Genomic DNA, 25,008 nt, shown 5'->3' with positions numbered 1-25,008 from the left:
ATTACCCCTCCTCTAAATTGAACATCTAATTAGTTGCCAAATTAATAGATGTTTTGGTGCGTTCGCCGTTAGTTTTAATAATCAACGTTTCTGCTCCCAAAACAAATGAAGAAACAACCATGTAACCGTGTTGGAGAGCTGCATCATTTATCTTTTCTTCAATTTTTGATATGTTTCCCCACTCACCTTTTTGATGTTTTTTCAAAAAGTATAGGATATCCTCTGTACCTAATACTTTTCGTACAGAGGCGTTTACTATTACTTCTGGTGATCTGGTTCCTTTAGTCATAGAATATCCCCTCCTTTGGCTTAAATTATGAAGCAATATCGTATCTAACTTGTCGTCGATCTTTAATAGTGTAATATATTGAGCGAATAAATTGTGGTATAGCAATGATCAATCCAATAATAATACTAAGACCTAATAAGATGGGAAAAACAACGGGAATAAACCAGATAGTAAGAACTGTTAATAGGTTGAAAAAGTATTGGATGAAAAACATGATACTATGAAAAATTACAAGTGCTAAAAATGCTCCTTTTAAAAGTTCTATGATTGATTCTATATTTAACCCTGTTGCCGTTTTTAATCCGATTAGTAACATGCCAATAAAAATAGTAATTAAGTTTGCTAATAATGATGGTGTAGTTCTGCTCATTTTATATCTCCTCTCTATGTAATTTTGCTGAGACAATCAAGTGACATTAAGACTTACATTGCTTTTTTGCTTCTTTCCATGTACCGAAATGATAAATGAACTGATTGGTACGAGGAAGATTTTCTTTTTTAGCGTACTGATCCCATTTTGTTGTAGTAGTGAAATAAGAAGAGTGTAGTCTCGCTAGTTGTTTGAGTTCTTCTTTTTTTTGTTCTTTACTGGTTTGTCCGAAAACTTTCCTTTTTGCTTGTTCCCAACCATTAAAATGATAGATATAAACATCACTTGTAGGTAGCTTTCTTTTCTTTGCCCACATATCCCAATGCATATGCGTCGTAAAGTGTGCTGCATGAAGCTTAGCAATTTGAATTAAATCTTGTTCATCTGATTGGTTATAGCGTTGTTTTGGCCTTTGAAGTAGTTCGTTCAACTCATCATACTTGAGATGACGCATGATAGTTTGATAAGTAGGAAGAGCTATCTTTTGGTTTTTTCGATATGATTCCCATGATTTCTTAAGGTATGTTTGGTCAGCCAACGCTTCCTTATGTTGTTTAATGATTGATAAAATCTCTTGTTTTGTGTATAACGGCTTTCTTTGCTGTTTTTGCTCTATATCAAATCCAGCTTTTATTTTGGCCTCGTTAAAAGTACCAAATCGTTGTATATAGACGCTCGAACGAGATAATCCTTTTCTCTCTGCAAGTTCGTCCCAGCTTCGCACTGTAATATCGGATGAACCATATTTTTTTAGTTGATATAGTAATCGTTGATTTTTAGATTGCCAATGGTGATGCACCATAATTAATTAATCCACTCCCCAAACATGGTCTCTAAACCGTAACCATCCTCTTTTAATTTTTCAATCATTTCCTCTTTTGTATAAATAGCATTATCAGTCAAATAAGCTTTTACATAGACATCTACAAGTAACTCTCTGGGTTCTACCGGAAAGGGATTCGGATATAGATATTCGGCATAACGCAACATATAAAAAAATAATTCATCTTCATTGAAAAACATTAATGCTAAATCATCATCCAAGGCATGCATTCTATGAAATCTCTCTCCAACTTCTTCAAATAGAGGGCGAGGTATTCGGTTCTCATCAATCATTTTCAATATATAAGTCTTAATAGTAACGTATTTCTCTGTTTCATATCGCCATTGTGTTGCTAATGGTGGAGTAGTATGTTCTGGTTTCTTACCATGAACTAATTGATCATACATAGAATAGACGGGGTCGTATTGATGAAACAACCGGATACGCTGAATTGAGCTTTTAGGTATGCGCTCTGTCTTATATCCTTGATATGACCCTGTATGGTAGTAGTATGTCTGTTCTTCTAAAAATGCGGCCTTTAAAGCCCTCTCAACGTGAGATGTATATCTTTGATCATTTTCGTTTATTTCTATGTGAATACGATAACCGTTAAAGTAATCATCTTTCAAAATGATATCTCCATGTGTTTGTACGATATCAGCCGTGGAAGCAATTATATATAAAGAAGGTTTCTCATCTTTGAATGGCGCAACTAATGCTAAATAAGCCGATTCTAAGCCGTCTTGTGTGTAACAGCGGTGCAACACCGCACATGCTTCATCTACGCGCATCTCCATTCCTTCAAAGTTATGTGTACTAAAAACTGCTTCAGCAATATTCATTCGACCATCTTTTAACTTTTCTGCAGTCATATTTTTACCCTTGGCTACTACCCTAGCTGCAGCAGTCTCCTGCGGTCTTTTTATTTTAAATCCTTCTATGTTGAGCCGATTTTCTTTCCTTCGGAAGCTATCATAAATTAACACTAACGGAACATATGGAAAAGTCATAATAATATACAAGGGTGGAATAATCATCCATTTTAATAAAAAATAGATATAATCTCTTATCTTTTTTTTATCTTCATAGTCATTTGTCTGTAAACCGATCCAGGAATAAGTTCTCACAGGAAAAGCCCCCCTTTAATCTACCATATTCAAAAAACATAAATACTTTTACAATATATTATAATTAGTGTATCATAGAATGTAGGTATTATCAATAATTTTCCAACTTAATAATTTATAAGGAAAGGATGATGTCCATGCTTCGCTTAATAACGAATAACAATGTGGAAAGAAAAACAGATCAAAAAACATGTGCAACTCATTGTGCTATGTATGATGCATTTACAGAAGAGTGTGCTATTTGGAAAGGAGTAGATACAACAAACCCACAGTACTTTGCTTCTTGTAAAGATCAAATTAACTATGAATCAATAGAGCAGGTAGAGGAAGAGAGACATAGCGATTTTGAAGAGCCTATTGCGGAAGAGGGAATGATAGATACGTTTGAGACACTATGCTATCAAGGAGAACCGTCTGTGGAGATAGATTATCAGTATCCATTAGCCCCAGATATCGATTCTAATAGAGATGATGCTATTTGGTATGTAGCTCCAGATCAAAGCTTTGGATGCTGGATAGTGAACCATTCTGAGCAAACGTTGATGTCTGTTGATAAGATTTATCGTAATAAGCAGTTATCTAAAAAGGGTAAAACGTATGCTTCACCATATCCACTACATGATCACCAATCATCTATTAGCTTAGCATCTAATATTTGCTGGTATGTTGATGAAGACGGTATAGGAGCGTATCGTTTTTTAATGAGCGGAGAAATTTTTCTGCTTTGAGATTACAGATAGAAAAGTATGTGAACTACTTATGTTTTAATTCTTTAGTGTAAGAATGTTCATAGGGAATTATATGTTGAACTGAATCAAAAATAAGAAAGGAAGTTAGATGTGACTAATACTTACGATAACTTTTATGAAGCTCTCAAAGACCAATATGAATATTTATTAAATGGTGGAACAAGTTATCGGAAAAAGACTGCACTTTTGGCACTTAATATTGCCAAAGAAGTGAAACAAGTAGATCTTTTTTTTGATCATGAAAGAACGAAACAATTTGTTCGTCAATATTTACCGGATGAAGATAATTATAGAGTACTTGACGTGTCTAAAATGCTTTACCATAATGCAAAGGAATAAAAATTCAAGGAAGAAATGTCGCCATAATTAAAAGAAATGATAGCAAAAAGGAGGGAGCAAAATAAATATAGGCTTAAAAAAAGAGATGAATAGCTTTAGTTTTAAGGTTATTACCACTCAACTGAAAAATCATTGATAATTATGTTGTATTTTAGAATAATGCATCCCCGAACCTTTTGGTATAAAAATAACTAAATAAATGCACTACGTTATATCTTTAAATAGAAAATTGTCTGTGATGTGATTTAATTTGTTATCAAAAATCGATGTCATCTGATTAAAAGGATTTTACATCCATTCATTTTAAATTACTGTTACTACCACTAAACTGTGAGCTTGTCATTGCTGGTAATTATAGCGAGACTTTTGTTTAATTCGTTGGTATCTATTTAAAACTGAATCTAATAATTGACTAGATTTAACTGTCTCTGGATGGGTTATTCCTTTAGTTTTAGCTTTATGAATCATAATAGTTCTTAAAATTTTTATTTTAAATTTAATAATTTTGATAGTCATTTCTATCTCCTTACATCCTAATATAATTAAAGCAAAGTACAGTATAAAAGAGTCATTATAAATTGTTAATAGTTTCGACATAATATCTGTTTATTCGACAAAAAGCACGGTGTTTAGTAAAAAAATGAACAAAGAGGTATGTGTGTGGCAGTTCAGTACTACAATTTGTTATCTATTGTAAATTTATTGCTTCTAAAAAAAGGAGATTTGTAATTAAATGACGAAATAATTTATGAAAATAAAATTATTGTGAGGCAGTTTTATATGTTGATGTGACAGCTTATTTAAGGGTTATTTGTAATAAAGAAATAGTGAGGCGATTCGAATCGCCTCACATTTTCCTATTTGCCTCACAATGCTTAGGGAAGCGATTGTAGAAAGATTAGGAGGTAAAGGAAACTAAACCATTTTAAGAAGCAGAAATAAATGATAAAGAGCAACTGAGTTTATTTTATTATCTTACTTAAAGGTGGAAATTTTATGATGGATGAAGAGTTAGTATTGTTTAGAAAGTGGATGTTAAACCAAGATAAAGCGATTAAAACGATAAAGGAGTATTCAAATTCTATTGAATGTTTTAACGACTATCTACAAAAAATAAATGTAGTCTGCTTTCGTTTAAGAAAGAAGATGCAATTAATTTCATAGAAGAAAAAAACAAAGAGAGCAAGAATAAAGCAATCCTTAATCGTTATATAGCAGCTGTTAATGCATACGCTGAGTTTAAAGAAGAAAACATCAGGCTTTCAATGAAAATGTTTATTGTAAATAACATCCCATCTGCCCATTCTAAAAAAACTATAATTAGTAAAGATGCTAAAGATTTAATGTATAAGTACGCTAATAAAACTTGGAAAAAGAGAAACATATCTATGATATTATTGACCTTAGAGACTGGTATCAAATTATATGAATTAATCGCATTAAATAGAGATGATCTTCACGTTATTAACGATAATTCTTATGTGGAGATTAGAGGGGCGATAACTAGAACTTTGCCAATTTCTGAAGAGCTACATTCCTATATCCTCAAATCATATAAAATAAGTGGGTATAGTGGAGAAGCCATGTTTAGCTCTCGGTTAAACAATAGGTGTAGCAGGCAGGCGGCTGCGACAATCTTTAATAATTATGGTCTTACAAGTCAAATTTTAAGGGACACCTACATATATAACCTAATTAACAGTGGTGTAGATACTTATAATATAGCTCAACTTGCTGGAATAACTACAACAGATCAGATGATTTCTAAGTTTTACAATTGCGAATATAAATTTATTGATGAATTTTTAGGAGTTCCGATGTAATCAGAGAAAGGTTGTTGGATATATGAGTAATAAAAATCAATATTTTAAAGAAATACATTTCCGTTCGCAGAAAGAAATAAATCAATCTAACTTAAATAAGATAAATAGAGAAAGAATAAGTAGAGAAGTAGATCAAATTTGGAATAAGTCTTGTCGAAATTTGAATTCTTCTCAAAAAGACGGTTTATGGTCAGAAGAGAAGGTAGAGAAAGAGTTGGTGAATCAGATTGATCAAATGTTAAATAAAGTGTATGCACCACCGAACACAGATTCAGCGAAATTAGAAGTAGCGAATCGGCTAACTAGAAAGTTTATTAAAAAATATAAAGAAGAAATGCATAAAAAGTAGTAGTGATGTACTCCTTTTCCAGAATTGATGCTCGATTACAAACATTGTAATGTACCACCTCTGAGGTTGTATGTATTGTAATCAGTAAGGAGACACAACTCCGCACCTCACAGCACCAACCCGAAAAAAATGGTAAAATGGACGTATTCTTATAGAATGGGGGAGACTTCTATGTTGGTTTCGTGGAAGGATAGATGGAAGAGGTGGTTCGTTCGCTCGTTGGAAAGGATTGTCGGCAAATTAAAAGACCCTCCTGTTACACCCTTATATGAAGATTTGACCCCGAATGATGATATTGATAATGATGGCATTTATGCTGGGGCCATTCGATCTGGCTTAGAAAATGAGAAGGTAAAAAACATTGCGATAACCGGTCCGTATGGCTCGGGAAAAAGTAGTATTTTGAGAACCTTTGAGAAAAATCACAACCAGACCTATCACTTTTTGAACATTTCGCTTGCAACCTTTGGTAGTAAACCCAACACACCATCTGGCAATAACGAAGGTGGGGGCGGTCAGGAGGATGAAAGAGCGTTAGAAAAGAGTATCCTTCAGCAAATGATATACAGAGTCCGGGATAGGACTATCCCATTCTCTAGGTTCAGAAAGATTAAACATATGAAGAGTAGACAAACGATTCAGCAGCTCTTCTTATTTCTCGCGTTTATTGCAGGGGTTATCTATTTTTTTGTCCCGAATCTATTTGGAACACTCTATGAAAATACCGTGCTCAACCAGAGTGAGGAAACGATGTCATTAATCGGCGCTATTCTATTGCTTGTTTTCATTAGCGTCTATGGTTTTTTCCTATTAAAACAAATGTATCGATTTTTGCGTGGTAACCTCAATTTTAATAAGGTAACAATTGCGAATGCCTCACTAGAAATGGATAAAACCAAGGATGACAATTCGATTTTTGATAGGTTCATTGATGAAATCCTTTATTTCTTTCAAGCAACTAAATATGATGTTGTGCTATTTGAAGACCTAGATCGGTTTGATAGTCTCGATATTTTTGAACGGTTAAGGGAACTCAATGCACTTATTAATAATTCGGAGCTTGTAAAAAGGCGGGTGGTTTTTATTTATGCAATCAAGGATGATATCTTTGGCCAAATCGATACGGTTGAACATAGCCGCAGCCGGACAAAGTTTTTTGATTTCATAATCCCAGTAATTCCAATTCTACACGCTTACAATTCCGTGGAGGTGCTACGTGACCGATTAATAGAGTCTCCATATATTGACGAAATAGATCCGAATTTTCTCCAAGATGTCAGCCTCTATGTCGATGATATGCGGATTCTAAAAAATATTTATACGGAGTTCGATATTTATAAGAAAAAACTTGGGGGAGACCTCGAACTAGATACGAACAAGCTGCTAGGGTTGATCATTTATAAAAATCTGTATCCGGTTGATTTTTCTCAACTCCAGTATAATCAAGGGCTCGTTTATCAAATGATGAAGCAGAAGGATGCGATCATTGAGCAACAATTGACGATGCTAGATGACAGAATAAAACAGATGGAGCAGAAAATTGAATTGGCTAAGGCAGAACAGCTGGTTTCTATCGATGAATTGCAGCAGATCTATCTACAAAGCTTAAATGCAAGAACAGGAAATTATAATAAGTTTATTCGACTTAACAATACTAACTTTGGAAACAACACAACCATTACAGCGAGTTTTTTTAAACAATTAAAGAATGCGCAAAACGTCAGCTATAACATGGGAAATGGCAATAAAACCGCCACTATCGATGAAATCGCAACAGTGTTTGGCTCGAAAGACAATTACTTTGAAAGGGAAACAAGCATTAAATTAAAAAAGGAAGAAAATCTGGAGGCCTTTAAGCAGCAAATCTCGCAATTAAAACGCGAGAGAACGGAAGTACATGATTTATCCCTAAAAGAACTGATTGCTAAAAGCGACAAGAGGGTATTCCCAGAAGAGCTGTTGGATAAAGATCTGCTTGTTTATCTCTTGCGGCATGGATATATTGATGATACGTACCATTATTATATTTCCTATTTCTACCCGGGTAGTCTGACCAAAAGGGATATGGACTTTATTCTTAGCGTTAAAAATTATAAGGGTCGTGATTTCTCGTATTCCTTGCTGCATGTTGAAAAAGTTATTTCACGCCTAAGAATCAGCGAATTTAAACAGGCAGAAATACTAAATTATGATTTGTTGGATTTTATCCTAGAGAAAGACCAGTATCAGGAACATTTCAAGCTGATCCTGTCTCAATTGACGAACGAAAAGGACACGTCCCTCCAATTCGTAACTGGATTTAAGGAAAGAACTGCACATAAACAATCGTTTATAAAATCGCTTTGTCATAACTGGGATAACATATGGGTGTATATCGAGGAAGCATCTAACTTATCTGATGAGGAGATTCAAGTCTTTTTAGCTGACATTCTGCTTTTCGCTGATGTTGCCGATCTCGAGGAACTCAATAAAGAGGATAAGCTCGCAGCCTATCTTGCAGAGCTTGATGATTATTTCAAGGTGTCAGAGGATTTACCATCCGTAAAAGAACAAGACATTCTCTCCAGGCTCCGGGTCAAATTTACAAATACAACGCACCTTAGACCGAAAGGGGAATTGTTTACTTATGTTGTGGAGAAAAATCTCTATCAAATTAATAAGCAAACACTGTCTGATATTTTACAGGGAAAAGTTAGTAACTTAACTTATTCTGCTATAGAGGATGCAAATGTGGAAAAGGTGCTTGCTTACATTGACCAGAATATAAATGTGTTTGTCAGGGAGGTTTTGTTGGATCAAGAAATCAGCCAGGAGACAGAGGAGGCAATCATAGAGTTATTAAATAGAAACTATCTGTATAGGAGCTTAAAAGAGCTCATTATTGAGCAACAAGCTTTGCTGATTCAAGATATCACTGAGGTCGATCAGGAATTATGGAATGTTTTACTAGAAAAAGATAAACTCATTATCAGCTGGCACAATGTTTTTCAGTATTTCAAAGTGGGACAAGTTTTTGATGAGACAATGATTGACTACCTAAATGATATCTACCACGCCCGCGAGCTTGCTAAGTACCGTTTAGCAGATGAGGAAGCGATGGAGGAAGACGAACGACACATGCTTTCCGAAGAGATCATGAAATGTCAAGAGATCGAGAATGCTTCGTTTGAAAAGTTAGCAGCCAGTATCACAAAATGGGACTTCTATTACACAGATGATTTACCTGAAGCTCGCGTAAGAATCATGATTGAAAATGACATACTATCTTTAACAGTGAAAAACTATGAGAATATTAAAGCGAATCACCCGAGCTTACATTTGTTTTTAATCGAAGAAAATATAGCGAAGTTTGTCAACCATCAGGACGATTATGTCCTTAATCTAGAAGAAATCGAAACGTTATTCCACTCCGATGTTCCCGATATCTACAAAACGAAACTGATGAAACAAATCGATCCTGCTATCTTATCAGAGTCAGAAAAGGCGATCGATTTTGCCGAGGAAGTAGTCGAGTTTATCGTCCATCAGGGTATGGAGGCTGGTGCAGCATTAATAGACGTTCTGTTTTCCTTCGATATGGCAAAGAGATGCAAGGTGATGCTTTTAACGAGCCAGGTGAAAACCTTGGAACAGGAAAAAATCACAGAGCTACTACAAGCACTCGGCACCCCTTATGCTGGCATCACGAAAGGTGGAAAAAGACCAGCCATTGCCAATAACGATCTGAATCAAGCGCTACTAAGTGAGTTGGATAGAAAAGACTACATCTCACAGTTTAAACTAGAAAAGAAAAGGCTTAGGGTGTTTACGTATACGAGGTAAAGGGGGCGTGTAGGGTACCTTTTTTTCTGTTACTGGACGCCCTGAATTAGTTCATCTTCGCCACTCTGATTGATTTAACATACATGTCAATTAATTTTTTGGATCTTATTAAAAACTTCCATAAACTCCTACATAACTTGAGGAAAATTAATTAACAAAACAGTCATTTACTGCACAATTGCTGAAAATAAAGAATGAATCCTTAGAGTGGGCTTTAAAACATATAGAAAATTGGGGCTGGTTGAGGATACACATACTGGAAGGCTTATATTCAATATAATGAGTGCTTTTGCTGAGTTTGTTGATATGATTGTAGGAACGTACTCAAGAAGGCAAAGCTATTGCTAAGCAACGTAATGACTTTAGAGAAGGTAGGCCAAATAAGTATGGTAAGGAACAAATAAACCACGCTTTAAAACTGTACTGTTAGAAACTAATTCGTATAAACGAGTTGAGAATATGACCGGAATTTCTAAAAGTATGTTAATCCGTGCGAAAAAGAAGATATCTCGGAATTAGAAGTTTAATTATTGAACCAGTACACTTATTCGTTAAGGGTTGTGTTTAAATATGAGAAAGGTATGAACTGATTATCAATAATGTAGTAAAACCTCCTTTGTAGTAATAACAATAAGTAATCTAATTCGTGCTAAGAAGGTGAAATTATGAGTGTTTAATGAAACAGGTTTAGATCCAGATGAAGTGAAAGAATTAAGAGAAATAACGAAAAACTGCCCCCCCAAGGCTAGAGAGTTCCCTTGAGGGGGTCTTTTCCGTTCTTGTGCTTTTTAGTGCCCAAAAATTAAAAGGAGAGAGTTTATTTCTTACAGTTTCTATATTACTAATTTTAACACATCAAGTTATAAATCTAAGTTTTGCTCCTTTAGTTGATAGACGAGAATAACCTACTTTATCGTTTGCACAGCATCATCATCCATAAAATGTTTCAATCCAATAGTTATATTACTTTGAATTATAAAAAAGTTAATGGAAGTGAAATATCCCAAAACTCTACAAAATGCAGAAAAATAAAAATGTTCCTAAAACATTCGTTATAAGGAATACAACTTATAAAGGAATTTATAAAATTATCAATCCGTGTTATCAATTTATATAGGTGTTTTCAGGAAGCTTTAATATTAGCTTTTAATAAATTCTAAGCTAGTGTATTAATAAATATAATTTTTTATAATTAATTGTATTTGTTTTGTTCACAAAGTGAAATTAATGATAAAATATAGATATTATCATTAATAAATACTTGTTTAACAATGCTTTATTTTGTTTCGTTATCTTTTGAAAAGGAGGGTTGTGAATATGAATAAATTATCAAGAAATGATTTTATTTTGAATATGATTCATTCACATGTTAATAATGACCGAGATGCTTTTGCTGAGGATTGTATCGAACTAATAAAACATGAAGAGCAAAAAGGGAATTATAGAATAGCAGCAAAAATTAGAAATGCTCTTGAGGAAACGCCTAAAGAGAAAACTAATTCACAAAAAACATCATCTGCAATATTTGAGCTAGATACTTTAAAGTTTAATAGTAAAGTTAAACTTAATGAAAGTTTGGAAGGATTAATAGACATCAAAAAGCCTGTTTGTAAAGAGGAAATAGTATTAAAACAGGAAACCTTATTTGAACTTGAAGGTATTGTTAAACAATGGGATGAAGTTGAAAAGTTGTCCAAGTATAATTTGCTGCCACAGAACAAAATCTTATTTTATGGACCACCAGGAACTGGAAAGACCATTAGTGCATACAAGATAGCTAGTGAACTAGGGTTAGAAGTAGCTTATGTTAATTTTGGAAAATTAATCTCTTCTTTCTTAGGGAAAACTGGCGAAAACATAAGTGATATTTTTGACTACGTAAATCGAAATAAATGTGTCTTATTATTAGATGAACTTGATGCAATTGGAAAGAAAAGAGATGATTCACAAGAACTGGGTGAATTAAAAAGAATTGTTATTTCTCTATTGCAGGGAATTGATAACTTCGGATCTAATTCATTAATTATTGCTTGTACGAATCATGAGCATTTGTTAGATCCTGCTTTATGGAGAAGGTTCGATAACAATGTTCAATTTACTTATCCCGGTCTTAAAGAAAGATATAGCCTAGTTAAGAGCTTAGTAAAGTCCGTAAACTTAGTTATTGAAAATGATTGGATTGAATTTATAGCTGAAATAACGAATGGTTTAAGCCCTGCATTTATTAAAAGAATTGTTGAGAATGGCGTTAGGAAATGGATTTTAAATGAAAGTGCTAAAAAAATTAAATGTCAGTATTTAATTGTCGAAGAAGCTCTTAAATTTATTGATTTGACATCTATGTGTGTTGAAGAAAAGATTGAAATAGCTAAGAAATTAAGAAGGCAAAGTAAAAGCTATACATTTCATTATTTAAGCTCAATCTTGAATATACCTAAATCCACACTACATAAAAAAATGAAAGTGTCTTAATAAACTCTTTATAAACTTTTGGAGGGGATTATATGTCTGATAATAAACAAAGACCGCATTTTATGATTAACGAGGACATCATTAACAAAAGACCTACTGACTTTGACGGAGGTGGGTCAACTCATAGAAGAAATGACTACTCTAGTCATGGTAGGTACTTAATAAACAATCTTAATAATATTCAAGAGACTGAGGTTTATGACGAAGATCTAATAAAAGATAGGTACTTTTTTGAGATTCATTTGGCAGAAGATGAAAAAATAAAAGATAAGTATAATAACTTAAAAGATAACTCTCGAGTAGAAATTCTAGATGTTATAAATGACTCTGTTGGATACGGTATGATAAAAAAACAAGATATGGAAATATTGTTGGATAGAATACTTGAGTATTCTAATAGTAGAGACCATAAAGGAAAAAGTTATTTCTCTTTTATTGAGGAATATAGAAATATAAATTATAAAGATAAAATTAGTAGTAAGCTGAGAGAAATGTTAACAGATGAAGAAAATAATGAAAAAGTAAAAGTGATAATTGAGTCATTTAGTTCGTTACCAAGAGATATACAGGAAAAAGGTTTTGTGGAAAAAGTCCAAGAATTTGTAAATGGCCAAAAAGGTCAGGTTTTTTCAAGCTATATTCATTCTAGTGGGTCAGTTGTAGTAGAAACAGAAATTTCGCCTTCAAATATCAAGTTTTTAGCTGAAAATTTTCAATCTATCAGATTTATTGAACCTATATCAAATATTAAATTGACTCAAGTGAAAGACAAAACAACATTTCTTGAAAATATAAAAGTTGAAAATTTAGAAGGTGGAGCGACTGTATGTATATTTGATTCAGGTGTTAATATGGAGAATGCCTTACTCTCTCCATATATAACTGATAATGTACATGAAGTTGTTGCACAAGATTATGATACAGGACATGGTACATTCGTGGCTAGTAGGGCTGTGTATAGAGATACATTACAAGAGCAGGTTACAGTTGGGACGTTAACACCAAAAGTTCGTGTTTTAGATGTTCGTATTTATGGTATGGATGGAACCGGTGCAGAAATATCTTTAACTGAAACTGAGTTAATTATTGCTATAAGGAAAACCGTACAGAAATTTCACAGGGAAGTAAAAGTCTATAATTTATCGTTAGGATTTTTAAACAAGGATACTGATGAAACGGCATTAAGCGATGTACAAGTAAGTAGGATTGCTGCAGAAATTGATTTCCTGTCAAAGAAATATGGGGTGTTGTTTGTAATATCAGCAGGTAATATTAAAAGTAATTTTCTCTATAGGTATCTAAATGCTCATGGTTATCCAAACTATTTTTCTTATGATGATGCAACTAGAATTACTCCCCCCAGTGAGGCTTTTACCGCTCTTTCTGTTGGAGCTGTGGTAACAAAATATGGTGAAGGTGCCCTGACACCTATAAATCATCCTTCTCCCTTTTCAAGAAGGGGTCCGGGATTTGGTGGGACTAGAAAACCGGATTTAGTTGCTGATGGTGGTAATATAATGGCGAACGGTGAAGATAATAATGAAATACAAACATCAGCGTTGGGAGGTCCGAGAAATTCCTTAGTATATGATTCTGGTACAAGTTTTGCAGCTCCTATAATATCTTCATATGCAGCTGAATTATTTGATGCATTCCCAGATATATCAAATAATTTAGTGAAAGGGATGCTTATTCATTTTGCTAATATTCCTTATGAAGCAAATAATTATCCTAGGGATAAATTTGAACATATGGGTTTTGGGATTACTAATTTTAATATGTGTATAGAGTCATTAAAGAGTAGAGTTACTTACGTTCATGAAGGCATTCTAGAACAGCAGACTTATTACAGAATTCCTTTTTGGATTCCAAGTGCACTAACGGATTCGGGCAGAGTTCGAAGGGGCAGAAAAAAATTAAAGCTTAGAGCAACTATAATTTGGGATCCATTGGTAGATAGGCGAAAACAGAGTGGATACTCACTTGTTCATATAAATTCAAATATCTTTAAGATCAATGATCAAGGAGAAGAAGGTAAAATTCCTTTAGGAGCTTCAACATTAGATGGAGAGTCCTATAAAGAAAAATTTTATCCGGTTACAAGGTTAGAGAAAATGTTTGAACGTAACATTCAAAGTGGATTATGGAATCTAGAATTAAGAATGTCTCATAGATGGGGAGTTCCAGAAGGATACGAACAAGACTTTGCAGTATTAATTTCGGTAGAAGATCCTTATGATGAAATTGATGTATATAATGAGATCACAAACGAGGTAGGAGTACGATTCTCAAATATGGTACAATTTTAGAATAAATAACTGGAAAAAGAGTTTACTGGATGATAGAGTTAACATATTTTCTCTTAAAAATAATTATTGATGAACCATAAATAATAGTAGATTGAATAGGGCTGTGAATTACCCCTTTTAAAAAACTACAAATAACTTTACAATTTACGCATGCAACACATTTTAATATTGACCCTAGAATGGTTCCAATAGGTCCCGAAAAAAGGACTTGTTTTGCATCACTAGTAGATAAAAGAAAAGCCCTGGAAATGTTGTGTAACAACGATTCTGGGCTTTTAAATACTTAAGTTTGCAAAGCGTTAAAATTAACGAGAGTAAAATTCAATAATTGATTATAGACTTATAAATAAACTAGTTTATTTTCATCTAGCTTAATTTTTTTAGCTTAAGGACAATCTATAGTGATTCTCTCTTTGTCCACTTAAAGTATATTAAAACAATATCTCTGTTATCTTCTAGTTTTATCCGTACCGATAAATTTAACATTAATTTAACGCAATCCCATTAAAAAGCGTAAAAAGGAGGTAAAGATGTTACATTAAATATCCTATTAAAACGTAAGCGTCAAATAGCCCACACCTATCATTCAGATCTGGGCTCATGCTATGATTAGCTTACTTCTTACTTGGTATGCGACAACTTTCTGGTATATAGTCTGACCAAGGCAGATACCTTTCGATTTCAGTAGAATCTGTCAGATCTACATTCGGAAGTTCTTCAAATAAATATTTTAAGTATGCAAAGGGATTAAGGTTATTCGCCTTAGATGTTTCAACGACACTATGAATAAGAGCGCTACTTTTTGCACCCTTCGCCGTGTTGCTGAAAAGCCAATTTTTTCTTCCTAAAACAAAGGGTTTAATTGCTCTTTCCGCACGTTATTTTAATTTATGAATAACGTGCGAAGAAGGAAGAAAATCAGAAATACGAGTTAGATGGTAGATTGAATGAAACCTTATCATTTAAGTATCAAAATCAACCTTCTGAACTAATTGAACGCATACCAACTAAATTAAAAGCAAAATTACTTGAATTGCACCTTGACGAAAGAGCAACAGGTAAACTTTCTTAAGATCTTAAAACAGTTGAAAAGGATCTTGCAAAAGAAGGAAAAGATATTTCTCATTTGTATGATAAAGATTATGTTCAAGCAGGGGCTAGTATTGGTGGTGTAGCTAAATTGTTTGTTGATTTAGGTAATCAAGCACAAAATAATGATAAAGATGTAGATGAAATAAAGCGCAAAAGTAAGTCTAAGATGAAAGATAAATCATTACACAAAGAGAATGAAATGGAATTGTAAGAAAGGGAGAGAGTGATCAATGAGGAAAGAGGCAAACCAATCACAGCAAAAGAATTTGAAGAACATTGGAAAGAAATAAATTACCAATTGGAGATTGAAGGTTTAAAACCTACTACTGAGGACAAAGAAGCTATTAGGAAAGTTCTAACAGGAGAGATGGATATAAAGCGCCTTACTGACGGTATATAATAGCAATTAGAGAGCAGTATAAGATGTTTAAGGTAGAAACAGGTATAAAAAAGATGTGGTCAGATGTGGGGAAGAAAAAAAGTCCTTTCCGATTGTGTTGAACTCTCGCTTTTGCGATGAGGGTTCTTAATTCATTTAATAATATAACTTTAAGTTGGCTAAATTGTTAACTATCTGAGTTCGTGATGCTAGTTTAATAAAGATTAACTTATTACTAATTTTGTCTTTATTTTCCAAGCGATATATACAAGAACTAATATGATAGATCCTAAAAAATGTGGTTCTACGCGGTTATACTTTCAACTAATGTAAAAACTTAAAAATAGTGAGTTTAAACTAAACTGCGAAGTAAGAGCTATATGCACTCTTACTTCGCAGTTTAGTTTAAATGCATTGTAATCTACTTTGAAGTCACTTTACCTACTCTCAACTTCTCACAAAGGGTTCTCATTAAAAATGATTAATTACATACAAAACCTGTCGCACAATCTATTTCTGTCCCTGCTTCAATTAATCCTGTGAAATTACTATATTCATAAATATAATTATAATCCATAATTCCAGCAAGTATAGTAGTACCTTTCATATTTTTAACATACCTTACTTGTTTAGTATATACAGTAGGGATAAATGAACTTGCAATTGTTGTAGCGGCGCTAAAAATGAAGCTTGCTTTTGAAGGTAAGCCCAATGCGCTTGATAATGCAGCTGATACAATACCAACTGTAATAGCACTAAAATTAATATCATTATAACTTGTGTAAGAATAAAGCCAAGGGGTTAGTTCATCATTATCTAAAGTAACTAAATTATTATCAAAAGTAACTAAATTATTATCAAAATCTATCTTTTCTGATTTTTTAATCTTATAATCTGTGTTTATTTGTTCTATAGTCTTAGAGCCGTTCTCTATTGTCTCTACTTCAATTCCATTTTCTATAGGCTTAGTATAATGCGTTTTTTCTAGGACAAATTCGCCATTGTCATTTTTTTTCTTGACATAACTAGTCACTTCACCAGTATTTGGGTCGGATTCTTCAATAATCTTATATGTTTCACTATCAATTTCTTGAATGTACTCCCATGAATTTTCACCCTTGTTTACAATGTTTACCTTGTTATCTAACTTAGTAGTAGATGCTGCCTCTACGGTAAAAGGTGCGAATTGTGATGTCACCATAGCTAAACTTAAAATGCCTACCAAAAGTTTCTGAATTTTTCTCAATTTGAATCTCTCCTCTCATTATTTAAACTATTTTTTATTACATCTACTAGCGTAACATACATTTTATTTAAAAAAAGTAATATTTATGAAAAGGTATTAATCTTTTTTCAATAAGTTTTTAATTTTTGTACCACTAAACCATCCTATTATGGTAATTATAACTACTGATAAAATTGTATTCCAAGTTAGATAATTTTCGTCTTTCAAGGTGCTAACTATAACCAACCCTACGACTCCTCCTAAAATAAACATAATAGATCTTTGTATATTACCTTTCATGATTATCCCTCCATAAAATTTATATTAAGTGTAGCATAATTCTAAGGCATAATATATGTTCTATTACTAAATTATTTCCATTTCGCAAGTTGTGAATATAAAAGTAAGCTTCAAATCATCCATTATCCCGAAATTAGGATAAAAAGTTAATTAACACTATTTCTTACGTACCATTTCATTACTGGCAGGCATCTTTCAATAGTATTGTTTAATATACTGATTTGCTCCTGCATGAGTTTTTTATAGTCTTCTGTTACTTTTTTGTATATATCTAAATCCTCTTATAGTTTTTTAATGATTTTATCGGTTTCAATGTTACTCATTACTTTCACCTTCTTTACTTTGAAATAAATGAATTTTACGGATGTTTTAGTGTCCGAAAAGTGACCGACAAGTTTTAAAATCTTATTTTTTCATGTTAAGTCACTAGTGTTGCATTAATTTAATTTGATTATTGAAAAGATTCGTAATATTCAATAAAGTTATTTCGCGCAAAGAAAAAGTCCTTTATAATGAATAAGTCAGGTGGTAACCCGTCCAAATCCACTAAAAAAGGACCAATCTCATGGACAAGATTACACGAAAAACTTCATTTGGACAATGGTTTTCACCGATAAACATTAATTTATTTGATGAACAAGTGAAAACATTGAAATTAGATTATTATACGAAGAAATTAACGACTGAGTATTGCGGAAAGAATGAGCCAGCTGTGCGGAGTTTTGAGCCACCGTTTGCGGAGAATAGAGCCACTTAGTGCGAGAAAGAGCCACTGCACTAAAATAAACAGCCATCGGAATAATAATGTCTTTTCCAATGGCTGATATTCTTATCTAAATCTTTTATCTTCTAATTGATGATCAATAATATCGATAGCCCAAAGGACAAGTTCATCACAATTCAAATCTTCTTCCTCCATGCTAAATACACAAGTTGGAAGTAGTTTATCAACTATCGCTATCATGATCTCCTCAGGTAAATACCTATGAAGAAAATACTTCGCTATTCGGTTTTCAACTTCAATAGGAATCATTTTGATCCCGCCAATCCATGACGTTCTCTCATCGAAACTTCTCCATCTACTAGAATCTTATATGAATCGTGAACGATTCGGTCAAGTATCGCATCTGCTATTTGTGCCTGTCCTAACTTTGAATGCCACCCCTCTGGTGAAAATTGAGAACAAAAAATAGTCGATGTTCTTTTTAGCCTTGCCTCTATAATTTCCAATACGTGAATCACATGTTCTTCTGAAAGCTCAGTTAGTAACCACTCATCAAGTATTAATAAGTCAATCTTCTTATATTTTTGAATGATCTTTCGAAAGCTACCATCAGCTTCATACTTTGCTACAGCTAATTCATCAAGTAATTCTGGTAATCTAATATACTTTACTTTGTAAAATTGCCGACAGGCATGGACTCCAAAAGCATTAGATATCCATGTTTTCCCGTTCCCTGATGCTCCCATTAAAATAATGTTATGGTGATTTTGAATATAGTTTCCTGTTGCCAACTCTAGGATTAATTTCTTGTCTAGATTGCGATCAGGATGATATTCTATATCTTCAATAGCGGCTGTGGGCTCATTAAATGTTGCCTGTTTTATTAATCGTTCAAGTTTGTTTGATTTACGTCGGTCATACTCATAATCTACCAAGAGGTTAAAGCGATCATCAAAATCCATGCTGCGATATTCTTTATTCTGCTCCTGTTGCTGATATAATTCTGCCATTGCTCCCATTTTCATTTCGGTTAATTTACGCATTGTTTCTTGGTTCATCATTTTTTATTCCCCCCATAGTAATTAGCTCCACGCACAAATCCATAGTTATTAGCGTTAATCTGATCATTACTTGTATCCGTCTTTTGTTTTCGCTTCTTGCTTCTCTCCAACACACCCTTTAACACAGAAATTGTAGGGTTTGTTGATATCTCAAGTAAGATTTGCGTTGCCTTTTCCAGTTCTTTTTTTGTATACTTCGTTGATAGATTCCTGAGAGTGCTAAGAATATTTAATGCTTTCTTTTCCACATTCTTTTCCAGAATAAAAGAAACAAATTGCACCGTAGAAGGTCCAATAGTCTCTGCCCATTTACGATTGTTTTCAGGATTATGTTCTAGGTATAACCGATGGTTATCTGGCATATGATCAGTATTCGTCGAATACTGACTAAACTCACCGTTTAATCGTTTATGGGATGCAATTCGGGCTTCTTTAAAGTAAACTTCAATTAGATCCGTTGTTAGTCGAACATCGACATACTCACGGACGTAATCATACGGAACAGAATAATACATGCGTTCAACTTGGATGTGGTAGTTCAGTTGAACTTTTGATGTTTTCCATTCCGTAAGTTTATACCTTGTTTGAGGAAGCAGCTGAAGGTAGGATTTCTCTTCTTCCTCAAACACCTTCTTACGAGAACCAGGGCGTTTTTGAAAATCAATTGTATTAATTTCTTCTAGCTTTTCAAATATTTGTTGATTCAAATCTTCGATATGAAAACAATGATAATTCCTTAAGGGAGCGATAATCTGCCGTGAAATATATCCAACCGTTCCTTCAACACTTGCTTTATCCTTTGGCTTTCGAACACGGCTCGGAACAATCACACTGCGATAATAGTCTGCTAGTTCACGATAGGCTTCATTAAGTACTGGCTCACTCCGAATTGCTTTCGTAACCCCTGTTTTCAGATTATCAGGCACCAAGGTTTCAGGAACACCTCCGAAGTACTCTAATGCATGGATATGAGCGGTAAGCCAATTAGCTGATTTCATATCTAAAAATGCTTCCACATAGCTGAATTGGCTATAAGGTAAGGTTGCAATAAAAATGTACGCAGGAATCGTTTCGCCTGTTGAACGATCAGTAATTCCCAGTGTAGAACCTGCCCAATCTACTTCCATGCTTTCACCAGGTTTTCTTAGAATAGGCATTGTCAATTTATACTTCTTCGCATACTTGCCATATTTCTCGGCAAATGTTCGATAAGCATAGGGAATCTTTCCACCCTCACGTGCTTCTGTGGCATACTCGTGATGTAATAAAGTTAGGGTTACATTCTTTTTTTGCAACTCTTTATGCACTTTTTCCCAATCAACCGGGAAGTAACCTTTCTCAATAGCTTGTTTCTCTGGAAAGAGAAACGCCTCTAGCCATGGATTGGTCATGGTATCGTTTAAACTGTCCACACCAAGTTTCTTGGAGCGATGAACGACATCAGATACTGTATTCCTTGAATGTCCAGTGCTAGAACTAATTGTTCTTTGACTGACTCCTTCAAAATACAGTTCTAGAATCTTACGACAATTAACCATAAAAAAACCTCCTGTATAATAGTGTCATGCTTGTTTGCATGCAACTATATTATACAAGAGGTTACTTTATTAATTGTGTTATTGGCTCTCCATTCCGCAAACGGTGGCTCATTTATCCGCAATGACTGGCTCAAAAGTCCGCATAAGTGGCCTAATTTATCCGCAATAATCAACGACGGAGTCGTTTCTAAAGTTACTGCTTTTTGCACAGCTACAAGAAGTTGAAAGTCTTCATGCACTTAGCGATTGTCTCTTCGATGACCAGCTTCAAAAAGGAATTAAATTAGAATCGATCAGTATTTCTCAGCTTTCACGCCGTTTAAATAATATGAATCCCGATCTATTTCAAAAGCTATTTCTTGATTTAGTCGGACAAATTCATGCAAAAACGCACTATACAAAACTTGTGATGCCATTAAAAATCATTGATTCAAGCACATTGCCACTCAATTTGACGAATCATAAATGGGCAAAGTTCCGCAAAACAAAGGCAGGAGTGAAGCTACATCTGCGTCTTGTTTTTATGGAAAAAGGTAGGTATTACCCAGAAAAAGCCGTTATGACAACAGCAAAAGAACATGACCGTGGCCAACTTGAAATCATGGTAGACGATAAAGAATGCATGTATGTGTTTGACCGTGGTTACTTAGATTATGAACGTTTTGACCGAATGACCGATGATGGCTACTTTTTTCTTTCAAGACTACGGAAAAACGCTGTTATACGGGAAGTTTACAACTTTAAACTTCCCGAAAATACGGCTGTTTTGACAGACCAAATGGTCTTAATTGGTACTACACAAAATCGTGCTGAAAACTACTTTCGCCTGATTAAGGTATTGGATTCAAAGGGAAATGAACTCCATTTGATTACGAATCGTTTTGATTTAAGTGCCGAAGAAATTTCAGAGATGTATAAATCACGATGGACCATTGAATTATTTTTTAAATGGATCAAGCAGCATCTCAACATTAAGAAGTTCTATGGACAAAGCGAGTGGGCAATCCAAAATCAAGTATTCCTTGCATTAATTGTTTTTTGCCTACACGTTCTCGCTCAAATCGAGACGAAAAGCAAACGAAAAACCTTACAGATCAGCCGTTATCTTAGGGTTTCCTTATGGAAACCGGCAAGAATCTGGCTTCGAAAGATTGAAGGGAAAACGATCCCTTAATGCGCATTTTGTCGTCGTTGCATTAGCATAATTGTAAATTAAAATCAAATGGATGGAGCCACCTTTATTAGGGTATTTACTTTTTTGGCTCTAAACAGAACAATAAATTAAACTGAAAACTCAGAAAAAATTAATGCAACACTAGTGATGTTAAGTAATAAAAATAAATGTTGTTACAACAAGTTTTTTGGTCAATATTTTTAATTATTTCAATGGTTAATATATGGGCGGCATGATTTAATATTTGATGAAGTCTATCCATAATTTTGAATTATAAGTACATTTTTATTATCATTTAGTACTTTGAAATATTTTGCGGTTTGAGGTTACAAATGCTAATTTAATAATGTACAAAAACGCTCGTTTAAAGATGTACATTTTTGATTTCCTATGTATATTACAACTTTACATGGAGTGGCGGGCATGATAGCCTTGATTGGCTAGCCAGCCCTTGATAATGCTGGCTTTTCGGCTAAATAGTCATGCCCGTAGAGGCTCCGTGTCAAGTTGTAATTATGCATTCACCTGTATAGGAAGCATAATAACTGGCGAAGTGTACATGCTTAGATGAGCAAAAATGTACATTTTGAATAAGTCATTTATAAGGTGCTTTTAGCTTTAATATTAAACAAAAAGTAGGCAATTAAAGTTAAGCTGTTCATAAAAGTATACATATACGAACACAGCAAACCTTAGCAATTTTCCGTTCGTAAAAGTGCGCAAATTATAAATACAAACGTCCGTAAAGTTGTTTAACTTTTACGGACGTTTGTTTATACTATAGATAAAGATAACTCTTACGGAGGTACCGATATGACAACTGGAAAAACATTTGCATACATTCGCGTTTCATCAAAGGAACAAAATGAAGCTAGGCAAGTAAATACTATGCAAGACTTAGGTGTCCATGAACGTGATATATTTACTGATAAATTAAGTGGTAAGAATACTGATAGACCACAGTATCAGGCGTTAAAAGCAGTACTTCGTGAAGGTGATACAGTGATATTCGATAGTATTACAAGAATGAGCCGTAACATGAATGATATCAAGGCGGAATATAAATATTTCATAGATAACGGTATATCTTTACAATTCGTACATGAACCTATGTTAAACACGCATGCAACCGCAGGGGTAACCAAAAATGAGGACGTACTACAGCGTGCTATATCCGATATAATTTTAACGTTGTTGTCTGCTTTTGCCGAGAAGGAACGGACGGATATACGTGAAAGACAAGCAGAAGGGATTGCAGCTGCTAAACGAAAAGGGAAACGTTTAGGGCATCCTACGCTAACATATTACACATTGACACTAAACCAAAAAGAATTATTCAACGAACAGTATAAACGTTGGAAAGGTGGTAAACAGACCGCTACACGTACTATGGACAACGTTGGTATGAAGAAAACAACCTTCTATAAAGTGGTAAGTGAATACGAGAGTTTAATAGGTGGTGATTTCGGCCATTGAGATATACCGCCTGTTACATATTCCCCCCCCAAGTGACAAAGGATGTATAAGTAGATGACAAGACTCTTTGCCACTTTATATTTCTAAGTTTAAAAAGCGTAGTATTTGAATTTGAAATCATAAATGTTAAATTGTAATCAAATCTTATTGGTTTACAACTCAGTACTAAAAATATTTCCTATAAAATTCTTGTCTCAATTTTCCACTCAACTGAGCATAAATACGAGTAGTTTCACTCTTTTCATGCCCAAGTAAACTCTGGATAACATCAAGAGGAGCCCCGTTATTCAGTAAATGAGTTGCATAACTATGGCGCAATTGGTGAGGGTGTATGGTTTTATCTATACCAGCTCGATGCGATATTCGTTTAATGACATACCTCATCTGAGCAATGCTCATTCGGTGAGGGATGCGCTCCGTCACAAATATAGCTCGGTCTTGATCTGTACGCTCTTGAATGTAACGTTTTAACCAAATATCACATCTGATATTAAAATACACTTCTCGCTCCTTATCCCCTTTCCCCCTTACAATCGCTGATTAATTCCCCCAATTAATACAATTCTTTCTAATGAAACAATCTCTCCAATTCGACACCCCGTTGAAAACATAAATTCAAATAAAGCCTTCTCCATTGAGGTATGGCAACCTTCCCTCAAATGTTCAATTTCCCTATCTGTTAAGAATTTCGGGATTCGTTTTCCGACCTTTGGTTCTTTAATCTTGGCAGCTGGATTAGCCGTTATATGTCCTTCTTCATGTAACCAACGGAAAAATGACCGAATAAAACGAACGCGGTGAGCAATACTTGATGGTTTTAATGCTACGCTGGATGAAGCTAAGTATTCTTTAATTCCTTGAGTCGAAATGAATTGAGGGTTGATATCTTGAAAGTGACGGACTAAGAGGTTCGCTTGCAGTCGGTAAGCATTTAATGTGTGAGGTGAAAATCCTTCAATCCGTTTTTCATTTTTGTATGTTTCCCAAGCTTTAGTTAATTGCATAGCTTGATTCCTCCAAAATATTTTAAATGTCATAGAGAAATTATTTCCATATTTCTAAAGAATAAGAACAATAAAACTCTCATTTATGGTAAAATTTTGGTATAAGGAACTGTTAGTTTGTGAAATGTTGATCTTAAACTAAAGAGGCAGGATGATTAAAAATGACAGGAGATAGAATATGAGACCTTTAGATAAAATTCTTTACTCATTCAAGGCTTTACTGTACACAGCATTAGCGTTTGTTTTGTTAGGAAATAGTAGTTATTCTATGCCACTTGGTGAACACGGAGCAACTATTCTTGCTTGGATAGCCATACTTGAAGTTATTACAATTGTTCGAAAGTTAGATGATAGAAAAAAATAATAATGAAATATGATTTTTCACTAACGGAGAGCTTTTCTGGAACAAGAAATATAGACCTTATTGCGTTAAATTGCAGGTTAGTGGAACAAGATTTTAGTTTTCAATAGTAATATAATAAGTGAGGAGGGATTATAGATGAAAAAGCTAATAAGTTTATCTCTTATTGCTCTCTTATCAGTAGTATTGCTTTATTTGGTTG

At 33.9% G+C, this 25,008-nt stretch carries 25 protein-coding genes and 4 pseudogenes; 16 read left to right on the top strand and 13 right to left on the bottom strand.

Features of this window, described 5'->3' with window-relative positions:
• Nucleotides 1-25: 25 nt before the first annotated feature.
• The 4 genes from D2K40_RS09975 to D2K40_RS09960 are packed head-to-tail and all read right to left on the bottom strand — an operon-like array spanning nucleotide 26 to nucleotide 2,609.
• Nucleotides 26-289 (bottom strand): hypothetical protein, encoded by a 264-nt coding sequence (locus D2K40_RS09975; protein WP_117155520.1) that lies wholly within the window; start codon nucleotides 287-289, stop codon nucleotides 26-28.
• Between the two features lie 25 nt (nucleotides 290-314).
• The gene (locus D2K40_RS09970; protein WP_117155518.1) at nucleotides 315-659 is read right to left on the bottom strand and encodes a hypothetical protein; all 345 of its coding nucleotides are present in this window, start codon (nucleotides 657-659) and stop codon (nucleotides 315-317) included.
• A 46-nt stretch (nucleotides 660-705) separates the two neighbouring features.
• The gene (locus tag D2K40_RS09965; protein ID WP_117155516.1) at nucleotides 706-1,461 is read right to left on the bottom strand and encodes a hypothetical protein; all 756 of its coding nucleotides are present in this window, start codon (nucleotides 1,459-1,461) and stop codon (nucleotides 706-708) included.
• A gap of 2 nt (nucleotides 1,462-1,463) precedes the next feature.
• Nucleotides 1,464-2,609, bottom strand: a complete 1,146-nt coding sequence (locus tag D2K40_RS09960; RefSeq protein WP_117155514.1) for a hypothetical protein — start codon at nucleotides 2,607-2,609, stop codon at nucleotides 1,464-1,466.
• Nucleotides 2,610-2,746: 137 nt separating this feature from the next.
• On the opposite strand from D2K40_RS09960, the gene D2K40_RS09955 reads away from it, so the two are divergent.
• Together D2K40_RS09955 and D2K40_RS09950 are read left to right on the top strand one after the other, a co-directional pair.
• Nucleotides 2,747-3,337 (top strand): hypothetical protein, encoded by a 591-nt coding sequence (locus D2K40_RS09955; RefSeq protein ID WP_117155512.1) that lies wholly within the window; start codon nucleotides 2,747-2,749, stop codon nucleotides 3,335-3,337.
• A gap of 111 nt (nucleotides 3,338-3,448) precedes the next feature.
• A complete protein-coding gene (locus tag D2K40_RS09950) occupies nucleotides 3,449-3,697 on the top strand; it encodes a hypothetical protein (protein WP_117155510.1) in 249 nt (82 codons plus the stop codon).
• A 339-nt stretch (nucleotides 3,698-4,036) separates the two neighbouring features.
• Here D2K40_RS09950 and D2K40_RS09945 read toward each other — a convergent pair whose 3' ends face one another.
• The gene (locus tag D2K40_RS09945; protein WP_117155508.1) at nucleotides 4,037-4,213 is read right to left on the bottom strand and encodes an aspartyl-phosphate phosphatase Spo0E family protein; all 177 of its coding nucleotides are present in this window, start codon (nucleotides 4,211-4,213) and stop codon (nucleotides 4,037-4,039) included.
• A 480-nt stretch (nucleotides 4,214-4,693) separates the two neighbouring features.
• On the opposite strand from D2K40_RS09945, the gene D2K40_RS16410 reads away from it, so the two are divergent.
• The 7 genes and pseudogenes from D2K40_RS16410 to D2K40_RS09915 all read left to right on the top strand — a co-directional run bounded on the left by D2K40_RS16410 (nucleotide 4,694) and on the right by D2K40_RS09915 (nucleotide 14,472).
• Nucleotides 4,694-4,861: a hypothetical protein gene (locus D2K40_RS16410; RefSeq protein ID WP_162879190.1), complete on the top strand. Its 168-nt coding sequence runs from the start codon at nucleotides 4,694-4,696 to the stop codon at nucleotides 4,859-4,861.
• A gap of 101 nt (nucleotides 4,862-4,962) precedes the next feature.
• Nucleotides 4,963-5,520, top strand: coding sequence for a site-specific integrase (locus D2K40_RS09940; protein ID WP_117155506.1), 558 nt, complete (start codon nucleotides 4,963-4,965; stop codon nucleotides 5,518-5,520).
• Nucleotides 5,521-5,542: 22 nt separating this feature from the next.
• Complete coding sequence (locus D2K40_RS09935; RefSeq protein WP_117155504.1) at nucleotides 5,543-5,869, top strand: hypothetical protein; 327 nt, start codon at nucleotides 5,543-5,545, stop codon at nucleotides 5,867-5,869.
• Nucleotides 5,870-6,088: 219 nt separating this feature from the next.
• Nucleotides 6,089-9,691, top strand: coding sequence for a YobI family P-loop NTPase (locus tag D2K40_RS16545; RefSeq protein WP_188618812.1), 3,603 nt, complete (start codon nucleotides 6,089-6,091; stop codon nucleotides 9,689-9,691).
• A gap of 231 nt (nucleotides 9,692-9,922) precedes the next feature.
• Nucleotides 9,923-10,210: pseudogene (locus tag D2K40_RS09925) on the top strand (recombinase family protein); the annotation flags it as partial.
• 798 nt (nucleotides 10,211-11,008) lie between these two features.
• Nucleotides 11,009-12,163, top strand: coding sequence for an AAA family ATPase (locus D2K40_RS09920; protein ID WP_117155502.1), 1,155 nt, complete (start codon nucleotides 11,009-11,011; stop codon nucleotides 12,161-12,163).
• Between the two features lie 32 nt (nucleotides 12,164-12,195).
• Nucleotides 12,196-14,472 carry a S8 family peptidase gene (locus tag D2K40_RS09915; protein ID WP_117155500.1) on the top strand — a complete coding sequence of 759 codons (2,277 nt, stop codon included), beginning with the start codon at nucleotides 12,196-12,198 and terminating at the stop codon, nucleotides 14,470-14,472.
• A gap of 614 nt (nucleotides 14,473-15,086) precedes the next feature.
• Here D2K40_RS09915 and D2K40_RS09910 read toward each other — a convergent pair.
• Nucleotides 15,087-15,350 (bottom strand): annotated as a pseudogene (locus D2K40_RS09910) (transposase domain-containing protein); the annotation flags it as partial.
• A 65-nt stretch (nucleotides 15,351-15,415) separates the two neighbouring features.
• Here D2K40_RS09910 and D2K40_RS16720 point away from each other — a divergent pair.
• From D2K40_RS16720 to D2K40_RS16400, 3 genes are read left to right on the top strand one after another with little or no spacing between them, the layout of a single operon-like run.
• Nucleotides 15,416-15,544 (top strand): hypothetical protein, encoded by a 129-nt coding sequence (locus D2K40_RS16720; protein ID WP_268237323.1) that lies wholly within the window; start codon nucleotides 15,416-15,418, stop codon nucleotides 15,542-15,544.
• 54 nt (nucleotides 15,545-15,598) lie between these two features.
• Nucleotides 15,599-15,775, top strand: coding sequence for a hypothetical protein (locus tag D2K40_RS16405; RefSeq protein WP_162879189.1), 177 nt, complete (start codon nucleotides 15,599-15,601; stop codon nucleotides 15,773-15,775).
• A gap of 12 nt (nucleotides 15,776-15,787) precedes the next feature.
• Nucleotides 15,788-15,964, top strand: coding sequence for a hypothetical protein (locus D2K40_RS16400; RefSeq protein ID WP_162879188.1), 177 nt, complete (start codon nucleotides 15,788-15,790; stop codon nucleotides 15,962-15,964).
• Nucleotides 15,965-16,424: 460 nt separating this feature from the next.
• Here the strand turns inward: D2K40_RS16400 and D2K40_RS09905 are convergent, their stop codons facing one another.
• Together D2K40_RS09905 and D2K40_RS09900 are read right to left on the bottom strand one after the other, a co-directional pair.
• Nucleotides 16,425-17,189: a hypothetical protein gene (locus tag D2K40_RS09905; RefSeq protein ID WP_117155498.1), complete on the bottom strand. Its 765-nt coding sequence runs from the start codon at nucleotides 17,187-17,189 to the stop codon at nucleotides 16,425-16,427.
• 96 nt (nucleotides 17,190-17,285) lie between these two features.
• Entirely contained in the window at nucleotides 17,286-17,468 is a 183-nt protein-coding gene (locus D2K40_RS09900; protein WP_117155496.1) for a hypothetical protein, read from the bottom strand.
• 565 nt (nucleotides 17,469-18,033) lie between these two features.
• On the opposite strand from D2K40_RS09900, the pseudogene D2K40_RS09895 reads away from it, so the two are divergent.
• Nucleotides 18,034-18,156 (top strand): annotated as a pseudogene (locus D2K40_RS09895) (DUF4372 domain-containing protein); the annotation flags it as partial.
• Between the two features lie 141 nt (nucleotides 18,157-18,297).
• Here D2K40_RS09895 and D2K40_RS09890 read toward each other — a convergent pair.
• Genes D2K40_RS09890 through istA form a run of 3 tightly spaced genes read right to left on the bottom strand, consistent with a single transcriptional unit; the run spans nucleotide 18,298 to nucleotide 20,791 of the window.
• The gene (locus D2K40_RS09890; protein WP_117155494.1) at nucleotides 18,298-18,501 is read right to left on the bottom strand and encodes a hypothetical protein; all 204 of its coding nucleotides are present in this window, start codon (nucleotides 18,499-18,501) and stop codon (nucleotides 18,298-18,300) included.
• Nucleotides 18,498-19,253, bottom strand: a complete 756-nt coding sequence (istB, locus tag D2K40_RS09885; RefSeq protein ID WP_117155492.1) for an IS21-like element helper ATPase IstB — start codon at nucleotides 19,251-19,253, stop codon at nucleotides 18,498-18,500. Before istB ends, D2K40_RS09890 begins: the two co-directional genes overlap by 4 nt.
• Nucleotides 19,250-20,791, bottom strand: a complete 1,542-nt coding sequence (istA, locus tag D2K40_RS09880; RefSeq protein ID WP_117155490.1) for an IS21 family transposase — start codon at nucleotides 20,789-20,791, stop codon at nucleotides 19,250-19,252. The genes istB and istA overlap by 4 nt, the downstream gene beginning before the upstream one ends.
• Nucleotides 20,792-20,963: 172 nt before the next feature.
• On the opposite strand from istA, the pseudogene D2K40_RS09870 reads away from it, so the two are divergent.
• A pseudogene (locus D2K40_RS09870) lies at nucleotides 20,964-21,965 on the top strand (IS4 family transposase); the annotation flags it as partial.
• An 813-nt stretch (nucleotides 21,966-22,778) separates the two neighbouring features.
• Nucleotides 22,779-23,441, top strand: a complete 663-nt coding sequence (locus D2K40_RS09865; protein ID WP_117155486.1) for a recombinase family protein — start codon at nucleotides 22,779-22,781, stop codon at nucleotides 23,439-23,441.
• Nucleotides 23,442-23,606: 165 nt separating this feature from the next.
• Here D2K40_RS09865 and D2K40_RS16825 read toward each other — a convergent pair whose 3' ends face one another.
• Nucleotides 23,607-23,942, bottom strand: a complete 336-nt coding sequence (locus D2K40_RS16825) for a tyrosine-type recombinase/integrase (protein ID WP_373285568.1) — start codon at nucleotides 23,940-23,942, stop codon at nucleotides 23,607-23,609.
• A gap of 26 nt (nucleotides 23,943-23,968) precedes the next feature.
• Entirely contained in the window at nucleotides 23,969-24,445 is a 477-nt protein-coding gene (locus D2K40_RS16820) for a site-specific integrase (RefSeq protein WP_373285567.1), read from the bottom strand.
• Nucleotides 24,446-24,623: 178 nt separating this feature from the next.
• On the opposite strand from D2K40_RS16820, the gene D2K40_RS09855 reads away from it, so the two are divergent.
• Nucleotides 24,624-24,809 carry a hypothetical protein gene (locus tag D2K40_RS09855; RefSeq protein WP_117155484.1) on the top strand — a complete coding sequence of 62 codons (186 nt, stop codon included), beginning with the start codon at nucleotides 24,624-24,626 and terminating at the stop codon, nucleotides 24,807-24,809.
• Nucleotides 24,810-25,008 lie beyond the last annotated feature (199 nt).

Source organism: Paraliobacillus quinghaiensis (assembly GCF_003426025.1).
GTDB classification, from domain to species: domain Bacteria; phylum Bacillota; class Bacilli; order Bacillales; family Amphibacillaceae; genus Paraliobacillus_A; species Paraliobacillus_A quinghaiensis.
This window is presented reverse-complemented; position numbering and strand designations above follow the sequence as displayed.

What these genes read in the sequence shown, in the direction of transcription:
- D2K40_RS09965 (WP_117155516.1), bottom strand. Translation starts at nt 1,461, where the DNA reads ATGGTGCATCACCATTGGCAATCTAAAAATCAACGATTACTATATCAA.
- D2K40_RS09915 (WP_117155500.1), top strand. Translation starts at nt 12,196, where the DNA reads ATGTCTGATAATAAACAAAGACCGCATTTTATGATTAACGAGGACATC.
- D2K40_RS09955 (WP_117155512.1), top strand. Translation starts at nt 2,747, where the DNA reads ATGCTTCGCTTAATAACGAATAACAATGTGGAAAGAAAAACAGATCAA.
- D2K40_RS09940 (WP_117155506.1), top strand. Translation starts at nt 4,963, where the DNA reads ATGAAAATGTTTATTGTAAATAACATCCCATCTGCCCATTCTAAAAAA.
- D2K40_RS09890 (WP_117155494.1), bottom strand. Translation starts at nt 18,501, where the DNA reads ATGATTCCTATTGAAGTTGAAAACCGAATAGCGAAGTATTTTCTTCAT.
- D2K40_RS09865 (WP_117155486.1), top strand. Translation starts at nt 22,779, where the DNA reads ATGACAACTGGAAAAACATTTGCATACATTCGCGTTTCATCAAAGGAA.
- D2K40_RS09900 (WP_117155496.1), bottom strand. Translation starts at nt 17,468, where the DNA reads ATGAAAGGTAATATACAAAGATCTATTATGTTTATTTTAGGAGGAGTC.
- istA (WP_117155490.1), bottom strand. Translation starts at nt 20,791, where the DNA reads ATGGTTAATTGTCGTAAGATTCTAGAACTGTATTTTGAAGGAGTCAGT.
- D2K40_RS09970 (WP_117155518.1), bottom strand. Translation starts at nt 659, where the DNA reads ATGAGCAGAACTACACCATCATTATTAGCAAACTTAATTACTATTTTT.
- istB (WP_117155492.1), bottom strand. Translation starts at nt 19,253, where the DNA reads ATGATGAACCAAGAAACAATGCGTAAATTAACCGAAATGAAAATGGGA.
- D2K40_RS09920 (WP_117155502.1), top strand. Translation starts at nt 11,009, where the DNA reads ATGAATAAATTATCAAGAAATGATTTTATTTTGAATATGATTCATTCA.
- D2K40_RS09975 (WP_117155520.1), bottom strand. Translation starts at nt 289, where the DNA reads ATGACTAAAGGAACCAGATCACCAGAAGTAATAGTAAACGCCTCTGTA.
- D2K40_RS16410 (WP_162879190.1), top strand. Translation starts at nt 4,694, where the DNA reads ATGATGGATGAAGAGTTAGTATTGTTTAGAAAGTGGATGTTAAACCAA.
- D2K40_RS16820 (WP_373285567.1), bottom strand. Translation starts at nt 24,445, where the DNA reads ATGCAATTAACTAAAGCTTGGGAAACATACAAAAATGAAAAACGGATT.
- D2K40_RS09855 (WP_117155484.1), top strand. Translation starts at nt 24,624, where the DNA reads ATGAGACCTTTAGATAAAATTCTTTACTCATTCAAGGCTTTACTGTAC.
- D2K40_RS09945 (WP_117155508.1), bottom strand. Translation starts at nt 4,213, where the DNA reads ATGACTATCAAAATTATTAAATTTAAAATAAAAATTTTAAGAACTATT.
- D2K40_RS09935 (WP_117155504.1), top strand. Translation starts at nt 5,543, where the DNA reads ATGAGTAATAAAAATCAATATTTTAAAGAAATACATTTCCGTTCGCAG.